The organism is Clostridium sp. (assembly GCF_036781005.1).
GTDB lineage: Bacteria > Bacillota > Clostridia > Clostridiales > Clostridiaceae > Clostridium_B.
This window is the reverse complement of the sequence record NZ_DAIQBT010000007.1, coordinates 79,494-95,712: the sequence shown is the minus strand read 5'-3', so window position 1 is coordinate 95,712 and position 16,219 is coordinate 79,494. Positions and strand designations below refer to the sequence as shown.

The 16,219-nt window shown below is 31.5% G+C and carries 14 protein-coding genes and 1 other RNA gene; 1 reads left to right on the top strand and 14 read right to left on the bottom strand.

What is annotated here, in order from left to right:
• Positions 1-28 precede the first annotated feature (28 nt).
• The 3 genes from gabT to trhA form a co-directional block, all read right to left on the bottom strand.
• Positions 29-1,405 (bottom strand): 4-aminobutyrate--2-oxoglutarate transaminase, encoded by a 1,377-nt coding sequence (gabT, locus tag V7Q02_RS04520; protein WP_333859793.1) that lies wholly within the window; start codon positions 1,403-1,405, stop codon positions 29-31.
• A 529-nt stretch (positions 1,406-1,934) separates the two neighbouring features.
• Positions 1,935-2,498 (bottom strand): MEDS domain-containing protein, encoded by a 564-nt coding sequence (locus tag V7Q02_RS04515; RefSeq protein ID WP_333859792.1) that lies wholly within the window; start codon positions 2,496-2,498, stop codon positions 1,935-1,937.
• A 200-nt stretch (positions 2,499-2,698) separates the two neighbouring features.
• Positions 2,699-3,346 carry a PAQR family membrane homeostasis protein TrhA gene (trhA, locus tag V7Q02_RS04510; RefSeq protein ID WP_333859790.1) on the bottom strand — a complete coding sequence of 216 codons (648 nt, stop codon included), beginning with the start codon at positions 3,344-3,346 and terminating at the stop codon, positions 2,699-2,701.
• Positions 3,347-3,554: 208 nt separating this feature from the next.
• Between trhA and V7Q02_RS04505 the strand changes: the two genes are divergently transcribed.
• The gene (locus V7Q02_RS04505; RefSeq protein ID WP_333859789.1) at positions 3,555-4,226 is read left to right on the top strand and encodes a DUF6483 family protein; all 672 of its coding nucleotides are present in this window, start codon (positions 3,555-3,557) and stop codon (positions 4,224-4,226) included.
• A gap of 17 nt (positions 4,227-4,243) precedes the next feature.
• Here the strand turns inward: V7Q02_RS04505 and V7Q02_RS04500 are convergent, their stop codons facing one another.
• The 11 genes from V7Q02_RS04500 to secF form a co-directional block, all read right to left on the bottom strand.
• Entirely contained in the window at positions 4,244-5,194 is a 951-nt protein-coding gene (locus V7Q02_RS04500; protein WP_333859788.1) for a DMT family transporter, read from the bottom strand.
• A 58-nt stretch (positions 5,195-5,252) separates the two neighbouring features.
• Positions 5,253-5,429, bottom strand: a non-coding RNA gene (gene ssrS, locus V7Q02_RS04495) — 6S RNA.
• A 108-nt stretch (positions 5,430-5,537) separates the two neighbouring features.
• The gene (gene aspS, locus V7Q02_RS04490) at positions 5,538-7,319 is read right to left on the bottom strand and encodes an aspartate--tRNA ligase (protein ID WP_333859787.1); all 1,782 of its coding nucleotides are present in this window, start codon (positions 7,317-7,319) and stop codon (positions 5,538-5,540) included.
• A gap of 84 nt (positions 7,320-7,403) precedes the next feature.
• Positions 7,404-8,654, bottom strand: coding sequence for a histidine--tRNA ligase (hisS, locus tag V7Q02_RS04485; RefSeq protein ID WP_333859786.1), 1,251 nt, complete (start codon positions 8,652-8,654; stop codon positions 7,404-7,406).
• 34 nt (positions 8,655-8,688) lie between these two features.
• The gene (locus tag V7Q02_RS04480; protein ID WP_333859823.1) at positions 8,689-10,137 is read right to left on the bottom strand and encodes a coproporphyrinogen III oxidase; all 1,449 of its coding nucleotides are present in this window, start codon (positions 10,135-10,137) and stop codon (positions 8,689-8,691) included.
• A 42-nt stretch (positions 10,138-10,179) separates the two neighbouring features.
• Positions 10,180-10,779, bottom strand: coding sequence for an MBL fold metallo-hydrolase (locus V7Q02_RS04475; protein WP_333859785.1), 600 nt, complete (start codon positions 10,777-10,779; stop codon positions 10,180-10,182).
• 85 nt (positions 10,780-10,864) lie between these two features.
• Entirely contained in the window at positions 10,865-11,314 is a 450-nt protein-coding gene (gene dtd / locus V7Q02_RS04470) for a D-aminoacyl-tRNA deacylase (protein ID WP_333859784.1), read from the bottom strand.
• A 75-nt stretch (positions 11,315-11,389) separates the two neighbouring features.
• Complete coding sequence (locus V7Q02_RS04465; RefSeq protein WP_333859783.1) at positions 11,390-13,570, bottom strand: RelA/SpoT family protein; 2,181 nt, start codon at positions 13,568-13,570, stop codon at positions 11,390-11,392.
• 99 nt (positions 13,571-13,669) lie between these two features.
• Positions 13,670-14,188, bottom strand: coding sequence for an adenine phosphoribosyltransferase (locus tag V7Q02_RS04460; protein WP_333859782.1), 519 nt, complete (start codon positions 14,186-14,188; stop codon positions 13,670-13,672).
• A 125-nt stretch (positions 14,189-14,313) separates the two neighbouring features.
• Positions 14,314-15,165, bottom strand: a complete 852-nt coding sequence (locus tag V7Q02_RS04455; RefSeq protein ID WP_333859781.1) for a DHH family phosphoesterase — start codon at positions 15,163-15,165, stop codon at positions 14,314-14,316.
• A gap of 171 nt (positions 15,166-15,336) precedes the next feature.
• Positions 15,337-16,218 carry a protein translocase subunit SecF gene (gene secF, locus V7Q02_RS04450; protein ID WP_333859780.1) on the bottom strand — a complete coding sequence of 294 codons (882 nt, stop codon included), beginning with the start codon at positions 16,216-16,218 and terminating at the stop codon, positions 15,337-15,339.
• Between the last annotated feature and the right edge of the window lies 1 nt (position 16,219).

The following is a 16,219-nucleotide window of genomic DNA, read 5'->3' as shown; positions in this document are numbered from 1 at the left end:
AATTTTAAATTATATAATTAACCTTGATTTAAATTATACTTTTACATTCAAACTTACTTGCCACTTTCAATTCATTCTCTATGGCTTCTTCAATTATATCAATGCCATATTTAAGCTGCTCCTGAGTTATTACAAGAGGTGGTAAAAATCTTATTACATTACTTAATAATCCTGCATTTAAAACTATTACTCCTCTTTTGAAACAATATTGCGTAATTTTTTTGACTAATTCTGCATGAGGTTCTTTTGTGCTTCTGTTCTTTACAAATTCTATTCCTATCATTGCTCCAAGTCCTCTTATGTCCCCTATTACATCATATTTTTCCCTCATATGATGAAACCTTGATGTAATATACTTTCCAATTTCAAAAGCCCTGTCACAAAGATTATCCTTTTCTATTTTCTCTATGACCTTCAAAGCTGCCACACATCCTAGGGGACTTCCAGAGTATGTGCCTCCAATTCCACCCACACAGGCAGCATCCATAATTTCTGCCTTCCCCACTACTGCACTTAAAGGTAATCCATTTGCAATTGATTTTGACATGGTTATAATATCCGCTTCAATCCTAAAATGTTCATGGGCAAACATCTTTCCAGTTCTACCAAAGCCAGCCTGAACCTCATCAATAATAAATACTATATTATTTTCATTGCATATTTGCTGGATAATCTTAAAATACTCCTTTGGAGGTACTATAAATCCACCTTCCCCCTGTACTGGTTCTGCTATTAAACAAGCTATTTCATCCTTGGAATTAACAGTCTTTAGCATAGTCCTTAGTTTTTCAGCACAAGCTAAACCACACTCTGGATATTTACATCCAAGAGCACACCTGTAACAATAAGCTCCCTCTGTTTTATAAGTCTGCAGGGCAAATGGTCCAAATCCCTCTTTATAAGGCTTATATTTACTTGTTATGGACATAGTCATGTTAGTCCTGCCATGAAAAGAACCCCACAGGGAAATTACCCCGGTTTTTTTAGTATAGGCCCTAGCTATCTTAATGGCATTTTCAACTGCTTCTGCACCACTGTTTGCAAACATTGCCTTTTTTTCATAGTTACCTGGAGTAATTTCTATAAGCTTTTCTGCTAGGGAAATGTATGGTTCATACATATTTACATGGAAACAGGGATGTATATACTTGTCAAGTTGCTCCTTTACAGCTTCCACTACCCCCTCATCCCTGTGACCCACATTTTGAACACCTATAGCCCCTGCAAAATCAACAAATACATTTCCATCTATATCTTTTATCAGTGCACCTTTAGCTTCTTCTACAAATATTGGTGTACTGCATCCTACTCCCTTAGCCACATATTGCTCTCTTTTTTTTATGAGTTCCTTAGATCTAGGTCCTGGTATTTCAGTTATAATTTTTGCATTTCTTTCCTCAATCATTTTAACGCCCCCATATACATTTTATGATAGATTAATATATTTAAGCTTATAATATATTTATTTAATAAATATATTATATATAATTTATCATATTATCATCAATATTCATATGTATAAAAAGGACAATTATATAATGCATCATTTGTTTACTTCATACAGCGTAGGAAGTTCTTTATTTTAAAAGAACGCCCTTATTCTGAAGATTTCAAAATAAAGGCGCCTAAATAAATTTTCGAGATATATTATGAGTTATATTATCTAGAAGAGATATGTCAATAATGATAAACCAAACTCATTATTAAATTTATCATTATTTATTAATAATATTACCATTTTATCAAAATGTCAATAATTATCTTAATAATTTATTTACTTGTATGCACTGTTCTAATATATTTATACCATACATAATTTTCATCATTTATGGTTAAACTTATAATGCCTTGATAATATAATAATTCCCATATGTAATAACTCCATAGATTTAATCAATTTTATTTAAAACTTCAACTTAAAATAATCCTAGTTATTAACTAGGATTATTTTGAATGATAGAGTCCATGGAAATTTCAAGATTTCCATTATAGAGCCTATGAGAATGAACTCTATAGGATTGCAAAATGACTTCATCATCTATTATATATTTGTATTTCAAGTAATCTTCAAAATCATACAAAGTCATAAAAGAAGCTTTCATTCCCAGTATTATACGGGATACAGATTTATTAAAATCCATAAAACATTCCTTGGAACTTCCTAAAATCATGTAATCCGTTTGTATTATGAATCTAATTCCTGAATAGCCAGCTTTAACAACTTTATCTATATACCTTGAAAGTTTTGTTCTTACTTCATTTAACTTACTATAATAACTAATAACCTCATGTATACTAAAATTTTTTATATAGTTAAATTGGTATATATCTGGCAGATATTTCATTAATTCACAGTATACTTCAGGCTCTACACACATATATATTTTTTCATTCTTATCAACACCGTCTTTAATATAACTGTACATATTTAAAACTAAATGCTGTAATCCAAAATAGTAAAAAGAAGAATGAAACCCAAAAACATTATTTTTATCCATACTATTACCCTCTATAAATATAAATTAACTTCATAATTTAATATATTCTATACTATAGCATCATACTCCTTTTTATATTCAATAAAATTTCTTTATTTATGTGAATTTCATTATGGTATCTAAAATAATTACATACTATTTCATATGGATGGCATAAATCTCAGTAAAAAATTCATATGCCCTTCAAAATTTTAGCTAAATTAATTGGGAAGTAAATATAAAAGTATACAGAAAAAGTGGCATGAAGTTCCTCCCATAACAAAAAGGTGCCATATAGCGTGATTATAGGGTATTTTATCAAACATATATAAAAGAGCACCTAATGTATATATAATTCCTCCTGAAACTAAAAGAACTATTGCCGCCGTGGATAGTTTTATCAAAAGTATTTTTATGGCAAAAATTATTATCCACCCCATAAATATATATAACAAAGTGGACGCAACATCATATTTGCCTACCCAAAATACTTTCATCACTATTCCAATTATCGCCATAATCCATACTATCCAAAATATTATCCAACCTACAGAATCCCTTAATATTGTCAAAGTAAAAGGAGTATAGGTTCCTGCTATCAAAAGATAAATGGAAGAATGGTCGATTATTCTAAAAACCCTTTTGGCTTTTGGGTTGGTTATACTATGATACAAGGTAGAGCCAAGATATAATATAAACATGGATATTCCATAAATTGTATAACTTATTACATACCATTTGTCACCCATTTTGCTTGAAAATACTATTAAGAGAACCATTCCTGCTATGGATAAAAGTGCAGCTATACCATGAGTTATGGCATTTGCTATTTCCTCTCCTCTTGTATATAATTTTACTTCATTATACAAATGAAACCACTCCTTTAAATTCTAATATGTATATTATTATATGTAGTTTTGTAAACTATATGTACTATATGTAATAATAGCACATGAGATATTTATATTCAATACCTGTTATTGATTTTCCCCATGTATTTATAGCAAACAAACTGATTTTTTAGTATAATATGTATGTATTAATATAGGTTTTGTGAAAATTTCGGGAGGGCTGACCATGTTAAAAAGAAGCATAACAGATGAACTAATTAAAAAATTTGAAGAATTGCTAGAACAAATACTCTACAATAAAAGAAATGAAAATTATATAAAAGCTCTGGATTTAATAGATGATGCCTTCAAGTATATATTCAGGCTGAGCATAAAATTTTTTAATTCCTTTTCCACTGAAAATTTACTTGAAATAATAAAAAGTGATGGAACCATAAATGCAGATAAATATATAATGATGGGCAAATTACTAAAGGAAGAAGCAGATATTTTAGAAAGTCAACATAATAGAGAAGATGCTTTCTACATATATGAAAAATCTTTAAATCTTTTTTTAAATGCCTTCTTAATTAAAAATGAACACTGTGATTTAGAAAACTATTTTTCAGATATGGATTATATTATAGCTAAGGTTTCCCCTTATAAACTCTCTCCAGATATTGAAGACACCCTGGTTAAATATTATCTTAAAGTTGGCAGCTTTGATAAGGCAGAAGATATATTATATGATATATTAAAAGACAGTAATTTTTCCAAAGAGTGTTTGAAAGATGCTGTAGAGTTTTATGAAACTTTACTTTTAAAAAGTGAAGATGAGTTAAATAAAGGTAATCTTCCTAAAGAAGAAATAATTGAATCACTGAGTTCTTTAAATAAAAAATTGTTAAAAAATAAATGATTAAAACCTTTTAGGTCTTAATCATTTATTTTAACTTTCTCTTTAATATCACTCTTTTTTTCCGTAAATGTCATAAGGGAACCTGCTAATATAAATAACACCCCTATTATGGTATTAGCTGGCATATTCTCCCCTAACAGTATTAATGCAAGAATCGGAGCTAAAGCCGGCTTTATAAAAAATACTATAGATGCAGTGGATGCAGAGGTATTATCCATAGCAAGAAAATAAAATAGATATCCTAGTCCTGTAACAACTACACCTAAATATATTATAATGAATATATTTGAATAGGTTATACCCTGAAATACTGGAATATCTGAAAGAATATGAAAACTGCTGTTTGAAACCACATTTTTGAATGTTGAAATTTTAGAAATACCTATTAAAATCAACATTATTACGTCTCCTACTAAAAATGTTATACAGTTCATGACTATACTCCCATATCTAGAAGCCCTCATCTTACCTATTACACTATATATTGAAAATGTAAGTGCAGATATTACACATAATATTATACCTTTAATATCTGTCCCTTGTGATGCTTGAAAGGGATTTAAAATACATGCTATTCCAATTAAACTTAACACTAAAGAAAAAATAGTGGACTTTTTCAAATCTTCCTTTAAAATAAAATGTGCAAAAGGAATTGTAAATACAGGGTTTGTACTAAATATTATGGCCACAGTAGAAGCTTTTGTGTAAACTATAGCAAGCTGAAAAAAGGACATACTAATTACTACGCATAAAAGCCCTGTTATGACAAAATATCCAAGATCCCTTATATTTAACTTTATATTCTTCTTTTTAAGCATTTTAATAGTAGAAGGTACTAGTATAAGTCCTCCTATTAAAAATCTTAAAAAATTAAGCTGAAATGGATTTATAACATGGGAAATTACTTTACCTGCTATTTCCATGGTACTAAAAATCACAGCAGCTAAAATAATGTATACATATCCCATTTTGTCATCTCCCTCATATTTTTTATGTAACTAAAAGTAATAATTTTTACCTAAAATTAAAACCCCCACCATGCCGCAGAATAAGCTATATTGAACCCGCTCTTAACAGGTGGGCATCTCCTTTTTGCTTCTTGTGCTCAAAATAAATTGAGTTTCATTCCACAAAAAGAGTAGGATTCCCTTTTATGAAATGTTCAGCCAACATTAACTCATTCCCCGTACATAGTAGGAATATTAAAATTTTTTATTTAATTTAAAATTACAACAGAAGTTATCTTATAATACTATTATACTACATTTTTTTAAATTTATCTTTAGTATAATCATATAATTTAATTTTAAACTAAAAAATATTTTTTGTTTCTATCCCTAAATCTTTTAACTGGGATTTATCCACTGAACTTGGCGCCTCTGTCAATGGACAAAATGCATTTTGATTTTTAGGAAAAGCTATAACATCTTTTATATTATCAGTACCCGCTAAAAACATTATCATCCTGTCAAATCCATAGGCAAGTCCTCCATGGGGGGGTGTACCAAATTTAAGAGCTTGAAGAAAGTATCCAAATTTATCCCAGGCAGTTTCTTTTGTCATACCAATTGCACCAAACATCTTTTCCTGAAGCTTGGTATCATGTATCCTTATACTTCCTCCGCCCAGTTCTTCTCCATTTAATACTATATCATAGGCCTTTGCCCTTACCTTTTCAGGATTACTTTCTAAATACTTTATGTCTTCATCCATAGGCATGACAAAAGGATGATGTTCTGCCTGGTATCTATCCTCCTCTTCATTATAAGATAAAAGAGGAAATTCTGTTATCCACACAAATTTAAAATCATTATTTCCTTCCAATATACCTGTTTGTTTAGCCATATGAACTCTAAGGGCGCCAAGACTTTCAAATACAACTTTATTTTTGTCTGCTACTATAAGTATTAAATCTCCTTCTTCTGCTTCCATTTTATTTAATATATTCCGGGTATTCTCCTCTGTGAGAAACTTAGATATGGAACACTTGATTCCTTCCTTCTTATAAGCCATCCATATAAGTCCTGAAGCACCATAGGTTTTTACAAACTCAACCAACTTATCCAGCTGCTTTCTTCCAAGGGCGGCAGAACCACTTACCTTTATTGCCCTTACAGAGCCTCCATTTTCCAGTGCATTTTGAAATACCTTAAAATCCACACCTTTAACAACTTCACTTATATTATTTATTTCCATACCAAATCTTAAATCTGGTTTATCACTGCCATATTTATCCACAGCAGCTTTATAAGTCATTCTTTCTATAGGAAGCTTTACATCCACATCCAGTATCTGTTTAAACACCCTTTGAATAAGTCTTTCATTTAAATCCATTACTTCTTCCTGGTCTACAAAGGAAATCTCCATATCCACCTGGGTGAACTCCGGCTGCCTGTTGGCTCTTAGATCCTCATCCCTAAAGCACTTTGCTATTTGGAAATATCTATCATAACCGGAAACCATTAAAAGCTGTTTAAAAAGCTGGGGTGATTGAGGAAGGGCATAATATTTTCCCTTGTAATTTCTGCTTGGCACAAGATAATCTCTGGCACCTTCTGGGGTACTTTTACCAAGTATAGGAGTTTCTATTTCTAAAAATCCCTGTTCATCTAAAAAATCTCTTATAACCTTTGCGGTTTTATGCCTCAGCATAAATATTTTCTGCATATCAGGTCTTCTTAAGTCTAGATATCTATACTTGAGTCTTATATTTTCAGCTGCATCCAAATTTTCTTTTATGTATATTGGAGGGGTTTCAGACTCTGAAAATATTCTTATATATTCTCCTTTCAATTCTATCATGCCTGTGGGAATTTCCAGGTTAGGAGATTCTCTTTTTACAATAGTTCCTACTGCAGCTATACAGTATTCTGACTTTACATTGTCTGATTTTTCAAAAGCCTCTTTGTTTATCTCCTCTCCAAATACTATTTGAAGTATTCCGGTTCTATCTCTAAGATCTACAAATACAAGACCTCCCAAGTTTCTTTTTCTCTGAACCCAACCCATAACAGTAATTTTATCTCCTATATTTGCTTCTGTTAATTCACCACACATACAGGTTCTCTTAAGTTTTTTAAATTCTTCTCCCATAATTATATCTCCTTATATACTCTAAAGCATATAAAAGATTTTCAACTCCTATCTAATTATTATTTGAACATTTTAGCTCTCCAACTACATACTGATTAAATCTAAAATTGCATTTAAATCTTCTAAACTGATTTCAAATTGCTGTCCGTCTTCCATTCTTTTGAATTTGGCAATTCCAGATTCAATTTCATTCTCTCCCAATATAACTGTAAATCTTGCATTTATCTTATTTGCATATTTCATTTCTGCTTTTACACTTCTGTTCATGTGGTCATATTCACATCTTACATTTTTTTCTCTCAATTTATTTGCCAGTGTTAATGCCTTTATTCTTGCTTTATCTCCCATAACCCCTATATACAGATCTATATAAGGAAGCTTAGGTATTTCTATTCCATTTTCACTAAGTGTAAGCAGTGTTCTTTCTATTCCCATGCCAAAACCTACCGCAGGCATTTTAGGTCCTCCCACTTCTTCTATGAGATAATCATATCTTCCCCCGCCGCATATGGTTATATTCTTATCAATTATTTCAAATACAGTCTTACTATAGTAGTCAAGCCCCCTTACTATGAGAGGATTTATTTTATACTCTATTCCAAGACCTTCAAGATACATTTTAAGGTTTTCAAAATGCTCTCTGCACTCACCACACAGATGGTTAATCATCAAAGGTGCATCTTTAACTATTTCTTTGCAATTTTTCTCTTTGCAGTCCAGTATTCTCATAGGATTTTTATGAAATCTTGTCCTGCAGGTGTCACAGATATTATTGTATTGTTCCTTTAAAAAAGCCTTTAATATATTATTATATTCCTTTCTGCACTTTGAACATCCTATACTATTTATATTCAGTTCTATTCCACCTACACCAAGTTCTTTATATATTCTCATGGCAATGCTTATTACTTCTGCATCCAGAGAAGCTTCTTTGGAACCAAAAGCTTCTATACCAAATTGATGATGTTCTCTAAGTCTTCCCTTTTGAACATTTTCATATCTTAAAACCGGGGTAAAGTAAAATAATTTTGTGGGCTGTGCTTCATTGTACAAACTGCTTTCTACAAAGGCTCTTACTGCAGGAGACGTACCTTCCGGCTTTAAAGTAAGGCTCCTTCCCGCCCTATCTTGAAATGTATACATTTCTTTTTGCACTACATCGGTAGTTTCTCCTACTCCCCTTTGAAAAAGTTCTGTATATTCAAATACGGGTGTTCTCATCTCTCTATATCCATAAGAATGTGCTATATTCTTGAATTTATTTTCTAAATAGTGCCATTTATAAGACTCCGTAGGTAATATATCCTTTGTACCTTTAGGTGCTTGTATAGCCATAACGATTTACTTCCTTCCTAATTTTTTTGTTTAATCACTGAATTGAAGAATCTCCATAAAGGGTGTTTAAAAGCATTATCTTTTTTCTCACCATTTCCCCTGTTCTATTTACATATTCTTTTATATCTTTTATATTTCCATGTCTTTCCAGCCTGTTTTCCTCTAAAAATACCACCTTGGTAACAGCATCAGCTCCACATCCTATTATAGTCTGTTTTTCTTCAATCATCTCTATATTATAAAGTCCAAAATTGTAATTTGCGGCATAGCCTACATTTTCCATGTTACCTACCATATTTTTTTGCCTGTATAGATAATAAGGTTCCATATTTAATGCTTTAGCAGCTCTGGTTGTTCTTTCATACATAAGATTTAGCTCCTTTGCACCTGGAATTGAATATTTTGTATTGTTTATCATATTTTCATAAAGCCTGGATCCCCGCTTCACAGACATACCATGTACTGTAAAGCTATCTGGAGAAAGTTTTTCTATTTCACTGCAGGTTTTGTCTATATGCTTGATACCCTCTCCCGGAAGCCCTACAATTATATCCATATTTATATTGGTAAATCCACATTTTCTTGCCATATAAAATTTTTCTTTTACATCTTCTACAGTGTGATTTCTCCCTATGAATTGAAGGGTACTGTCATTCATGGTCTGTGGATTTATGCTTATTCTGTGTACCCCGTATTTTTTCATGGTGTTCAATTTATTTAAAGTTATGCTATCAGGTCTGCCACATTCCACATTAAATTCTTTTACTTTACCATTACATACAAAATTATTATATATTTCATAGACTATTTTTTCAAATTTTTCATCGTCAATAGAAGTAGGGGTACCCCCTCCAAAATATACACATTCTATATTTAATCCATTTTTTATAATATAACTTGAAATCTGCCTCATTTCATAGATCAAACTTTCAAGATAAGGTTCTACCAAATGCTTAAGCTTTCCAATATGATTGGAAGTAAAAGAACAATAAAGACATCTGGTAGGACAAAATGGCATTCCTACATATACACTTATATTTCTACTGTGTGTATTTACATGGGATCTTTCTTTTGCCGCTACATTTACACAAAGCTCTGCTTTACCTTTTTCACAACAAAAATGATTACGAAAGTATTCAATTATACCTTCGTAATTTTCCCCTTTTTCCATAAGTTCTAATGCTATTTTACTTGGCCTTATGCCAATCAAAGTCCCCCAGGGCAATTTTTTACAGGTTTTACTGCTAAAATACAGAAATATTATCTTTCTTATATTTTCCTTTTCTTTTAAACAGCTTTCAAATTTTCCCTGATAAACCTCATTATCGTGTTCTATTACAACTTTATCTGCCAGTATTTCTATATTAAAATCCCAATTGCTATTCTCTACAAAAATTATATTTGAAAATTCGTAGAATAAATTAATTATCTGAAAAATATGATATCTATACTTATCACAATTCAACTTAACCTTTACTTCCATTTTAGCAGCCCTTTCGCCTTTCAATGGTCACACCTTAAGCAACTACAGAAAAGGATTATGCATCTTTTCCTCTCCTACAAAGGTTTGCGGGCCATGGCCTGACAATACCACAGTTTCATCGGGTAAAACCATAATTTTAGTTTTTATGCTGTCTATAATCGTTTCAAAATCCCCTCCTGGAAAATCAGTTCTTCCAATGGAACTTTGGAATAGTGTGTCCCCTGAAAATATTACTTTATCCGTTATAAAACTTACTCCCCCTGGAGTATGTCCTGGTGTATAAACAGCCTTTAACTTTATATCTCCTATTTCAAAGACCTGGTTATCTTCAATGTAGATAGGAGCCTCATTTCCTATGTTTCCATATACAAAAGCCCCCTGCTGCATCATTTTATAGTCCTTTTCACTTATTGCTATAGGCGCATTGTATTTATTTTTTATCTCTGCTACGGCACCTGTATGGTCTATATGTCCATGAGTGAGCAGTATATATTTCACTTTGCATTTTGAATCATCCAAAGCCTTTATTATCTGCAGGGCATCTCCGCCTGGATCAATTACCGCACATTGCAGGCTCCCCTCGTCTATTAATATATAACAATTGGTCCCATAAGACCCCACAACCAAACTCTTTATTTTCATAAATATACCTCCCTGAAATATTAGTTAGTGTAAATTTTTCTACACTTCTCTTTTGAATTTTAATTAATAACATACAATTATTCTATTAGAATGTTTTTTTACTGTCTATCATAACAGTTACCGGACCGTCATTTTCTATAGATACCAGCATATCCGCTCCAAATTCTCCTGTTTGGACATTATGTACAGCCCCTTTACACTGTTCTACAAACTCATTATAGAGGATGTATGCCTTTTCCCCTCCTAAAGCTTTTACAAAACTAGGTCTTCTTCCTTTTCTGCAATCTCCATACAGTGTAAATTGAGAAATTATAAGCAGTTCTCCCTGAACATCCAGAAGAGATCTATTAAGTTTTCCCTCTTCATCTTCAAATATTCTAAGATTTAATATCTTATCTTTCATATAGGTTACATCCTCTTTCTTATCCTCTACGGATATACCCAAGAGCACATTTAAACCCTTTCCTATCTCACCTACAATTTTACCCTCTACCTGAACCTTGGATTCTTTTACTCTTTGAACTATTGCTCGCATATATAACACTCCCTCTAAGATATCCTTAAATCAACGATAAAAGTATGTTTACTTGAAAACACCCCTATTTAACAATTAATTCTTTGTCCTATAAGCGTAAATAATACCTTTTATTTTTCTAAACTTTTTTATTACCTCTTTAATATCTTCTCTATTCAATATTTTTAATTTTATATTGATAATAGATATGCCGTTTTTAGGTGGTTTGGTATTTACAGCATATAATGTAGCCTTGCTCTGACTTATAATTTCCACTATTTCAGCTAAAAGTCTTTCTCTGTTTTCTGCTTTTATCTGAATTTCTGTAATATACTCTGTTCCCTTGGGATTACCCCAGGTTACTTCTATCAATTTGCTATCTTTATTTTTTAGTGGCAATTGCATATTTTTACAATCCCTTCTATGAATAGATACACCTCTGCCTTTGGTTATATATCCTATTATAGAATCTCCAGGTACAGCATTACAGCATTTTGCAAATCTTACCAGTACATTGGTTTCCCCTTTTACAATTACTCCAGGGGACTTTTTTATTTTTTTATCTGTGGATTTATCTGTATTTTTATTAAGTCTATCTTCTAGTTTATTCCAATCTTCTCCCCCTGGTCTGGAAATTTTTATATACATTTCCTTCATTTTAAGAACAACAGTGGATGGATTTATGGCACCAATTCCTACAGAAGCATAGAGATCATCTATAGAATTTATATTGTATTTTTTAAGTACAACCTCTACAATCTCTCCCTTTGCAATCTCACCAAAATTATACCCCTGCTTTTTTGTTTCTTTCTCTAAAAGTTCTTTGCCTTTTACTATATTTTCTTCTCTTCTTGCCTTTTTAAACCAGGATCTTATTTTACTTTTTGCCTGATTGCTTTTGACCATGTTCAGCCAGTCAATACTTGGTCCTTTAGGGGTATTCGATACAAATACCTCTACAATCTCTCCTGTTTTAAGATGATAGTCCAGTGGAACCATTTTGCCGCTGACCTTTGCACCTACACAGCTATTTCCAATATCCGTGTGTATTTTATAGGCAAAATCTATGGGAGTAGCTTCATAGGGCAGATTTATAACAGTACCTTTTGGAGTAAATACAAATACTTCGTCTGAAAATAAATCTATTTTAAATCTTTCCATAAACTCTTCTGCATCTGAAGTTTCCCTCTGCCATTCCAGCATTTCCCTGAGCCAGGTAAGTTTTTTATCTATATCTTCTGCAGTTTCAGCTCCTTCTTTATATTTCCAGTGAGCCGCTATACCGTATTCTGCAGTTTTATGCATTTCAAAGGTTCTTATCTGTATTTCAAAGGGTTTCCCCTGGGGGCCTATAACAGTAGTATGAAGAGACTGATACATATTTGCCTTTGGCATTGCTATATAATCTTTAAATCTACCAGGTACAGGCTTATATATAGTATGTGCTATACCAAGGGCAGCATAGCAGTCCTTCATGGTACTCACCAGAATCCTAACTGCAGTTAAATCAAAAATCTGATCTATGGTTTTATTTTTCTTTACCATTTTTCTGTATATGCTGTAAAAGTGCTTGGGTCTCCCCTCAATATCTGTATCTATACCTGCTTTATTCATATTTTCTTTTAATTGTTTTATTATCTGCTCTATATACTTTTCTCTTTCCACCCTTTTTTCTGCAATCTTTCTAACTATAAAATAATATTCATTTTGATTAATATACCTAAAGGCCAGATCTTCAAGTTCCCATTTTATTTTGGACATACCCAATCTATAGGCCAGAGGGGCATATATATCAAAGGTTTCTTTAGCTTTTTCTTTTTGTTTTCTTACAGGCAGAAACCTTAATGTTCTCATATTGTGAAGTCTGTCTGCAAGCTTTATAAGTATCACTCTAATATCATCTGACATGGCAAGAAGCATCTTTCTTACATTGTCTGCCTGCTGTTCCTCTTTGGTTTTATACTCTATCTTCCCAAGTTTAGTAACGCCTTCCACTAAATTTGCAACTTCTACACTAAATTCCCTGCTTACATCTTCCCTGCTAAATTCAGTATCCTCCACTATATCATGAAGCAATCCTGCTACTATAGTACTTGTATCCATTCCCATTTCTGCCAGTATGCAAGCTACTTCTACAGGATGCATTATATAGGGCTCACCAGATTCTCTTTTTTGCTTTTTATGAGCTTCATCTGCAAAATAATATGCTTTTTTAACCATTTTTTTATCAATGTTATTACAATTTTCATCTATTAATCTCATTAATCTTTCAAACATACTGATACTCCCTAAAATCAATGGCTGGTTTACAAACCAGCCATTATTCTTTGTTAATATTATATCCTATAGAAACTTATAATTTCAAATTTATACACTTTAAATGTCATATTGTATCAAAGAAAGTATATCATAGTCTTTTAATTTTTCTCTTCCCTTTAAATCTGTCAATTCTATTACAAAATCTATAGTTACAATTTCTCCACCGGCTTGTTCTATTAACTTAGCTACAGAAGATGTGGTTCCTCCTGTTGCAAGCAAATCATCTACCAAAGCTACCCTATCACCTTTATTTATTGCATCTTTATGAATTTCAAGCACATCACTTCCATACTCTAAATCATATTTCACACTTAATGTATCATAGGGTAATTTTCCCTGTTTTCTCACAGGAACAAAACCTGCTCCTATTGTATAAGCTATTGGAGCTCCAAATAAAAAACCCCTAGCCTCCGGTCCCACCACTATATCAATATTTTTATCCTCTAAATACCCAGCTATTTTATCCACTGTATATTTAAAAGCATCCTTATCCCGAAGCAAAGTGGTTATATCTTTAAAACTTATTCCGTTCTTCGGGAATCCTTCTATTATTCTTATGTTATCTTTCAAATTCAATCATAATTCCCCCTCAAAAACTTATATACGCCCATTGAATGTAATCCTATTCTAATTCTTTTACCATATAATTATATATTAAATATTTATAAACTTTCAAGTTATAATTAATTTTAAATTTACACTTAACATATCATTTCATTTTTTAAATATTTGGCTATCTGTTCTGCCCTGTCTATATTCTCAGTTGTAAAGAGTTCTACTGCAATTCGGGCATTGTCTATATATCTTTTACAACTCATTGAAGATATTATCTTATTTGAAAGTTCATATATATTTTCCTGGTTTATAATATGAACCTTATTTATTTTCAACAGAGCCCTCACCCCATAATTATTGGTATAATTCAAACAGCGCATACCTTCTCTCACCATTATTTTATTTTCTCCAGTTATATGATAATTTTTAGAAAAAATGCCCAGAGTTACAAGATCTAAATATTTGCTTACATATTTTACATTATAATAAATGGATATGGCTTGACATAATTTAAATACAACCCCAACTGCCATAAGATCCTTAAAGGGATATCCACAGCCTGGTTGATTCGGATTTATGACAATGGTCTGAGGCAGATATTTTCCACATTTATGATAGTCTGTTATTATAACATCAATCCCTAACTTTTTACAAAGTTCTATTTCAGGCAGAGATTTAATTCCGCAGCCTGTAGTTATTATAAGTTTTGCTCCTAAAAACTTTATATGATTCTCTATTATATCAGATTTTATACTAAAATCATTAATTTTGTCGGAAATAAAATACTCTACATCTGCATTTAGATACTTCAATACAAGTAACAATATAGCTACTGAAGTTATACCATCTAAATCACAGGTACCATAAATTACAATTTTTTCCCTTTTATTTACAGATTTTATTATCCTTTTCATGGCTTCCTCCATATCTTTCAAAAGGAAAGGGTTTTCCATGCCTAAAAAATCAAAATCCTGTATATTATGCCTTTGCCATTCCATAACAAAATCCTCCAAATTCATCGAAAGCACTTATATTATAAATGATATTATCTTCTATTACAAATACAGTATGACCACATTTTTCATAATAAAAAAATCTAGAGTTTTAATATACTCTAAATTTTTTATTTTATCTTATTCTAAGTATTATTTTTTATAGTAGATATTTTACTACATTGCATTCCGTAATCTCTTTTTTCTTTTTATCATACTCTTTTTAATTATAACCCAACATGGACTGGCTATACATATGGATGAATAACATCCTGTTATTATTCCTATGAGTATAGGCTCTGAGAAAACCCTTACAGAAGGTACCAGAACATATACGGATGTTAAAGTTATTACAACTGTAAGTACAGTATTTATGGATCTTGCCAGAGTCTGAGTTACACTGGCATCTGCAACTAATTCAGATTCCTGACCTCTCATATACTTGTGATTTTCCCTTATTCTATCGAACACAACTATAGTATCATGAACAGAATATCCCATAACTGTGAGTGTGGCAGCTATGAAATTAGTATCTATGGAAATTCTAAATATTGCATAGACTGAGAGCATTACAAGTATATTGTGAAGTAAAGATATAATAGCAGCTATACCGTAACTCAGTTCAAATCTTATGCCTATGTATATAAACATGGCTATGATGGCCACTATGACGGCTTGTATAGCCTTAACTTTAGTCTCTTTCCCTATAACTGTACCTATATTCTCCTGATTTGTAAGACTGCTTTTTTTGTACTTGGCCTTTACATCTTTTACAATGTTATTCACATTATCAGTACTTAAGGAAGTGGACTTTATGGTTATGGATTTATTATCTGACTTAGTAGATTGAAAGTCCTTTGAGTATTTTTTTATTATGCTGTCTACATCTTCTTTATTGAAATTACTGCCTAGATTTATTTCAACTATGGTACCACCTTTAAAATCCAGTCCGTATTCCAGTCCTTTTGTAGCCATAGTAAAAATTCCAATTGTAATTACTATAAGGGATATAGTAAACCATATTTTTCTCTTTTCAATAATTTTATATATATTATCCATA

Coding starts and splice junctions, on each gene's coding strand:
- V7Q02_RS04480 (WP_333859823.1), bottom strand. CDS start 10,137: ATGGAAGTAAAGGTTAAGTTGAATTGTGATAAGTATAGATATCATATT.
- V7Q02_RS04475 (WP_333859785.1), bottom strand. CDS start 10,779: ATGAAAATAAAGAGTTTGGTTGTGGGGTCTTATGGGACCAATTGTTAT.
- V7Q02_RS04515 (WP_333859792.1), bottom strand. CDS start 2,498: ATGGATAAAAATAATGTTTTTGGGTTTCATTCTTCTTTTTACTATTTT.
- gabT (WP_333859793.1), bottom strand. CDS start 1,405: ATGATTGAGGAAAGAAATGCAAAAATTATAACTGAAATACCAGGACCT.
- V7Q02_RS04465 (WP_333859783.1), bottom strand. CDS start 13,570: ATGTTTGAAAGATTAATGAGATTAATAGATGAAAATTGTAATAACATT.
- aspS (WP_333859787.1), bottom strand. CDS start 7,319: ATGGGAGAAGAATTTAAAAAACTTAAGAGAACCTGTATGTGTGGTGAA.
- dtd (WP_333859784.1), bottom strand. CDS start 11,314: ATGCGAGCAATAGTTCAAAGAGTAAAAGAATCCAAGGTTCAGGTAGAG.
- hisS (WP_333859786.1), bottom strand. CDS start 8,654: ATGGCTATACAAGCACCTAAAGGTACAAAGGATATATTACCTACGGAG.
- V7Q02_RS04500 (WP_333859788.1), bottom strand. CDS start 5,194: ATGGGATATGTATACATTATTTTAGCTGCTGTGATTTTTAGTACCATG.
- V7Q02_RS04455 (WP_333859781.1), bottom strand. CDS start 15,165: ATGGAATGGCAAAGGCATAATATACAGGATTTTGATTTTTTAGGCATG.
- secF (WP_333859780.1), bottom strand. CDS start 16,218: ATGGATAATATATATAAAATTATTGAAAAGAGAAAAATATGGTTTACT.
- V7Q02_RS04505 (WP_333859789.1), top strand. CDS start 3,555: ATGTTAAAAAGAAGCATAACAGATGAACTAATTAAAAAATTTGAAGAA.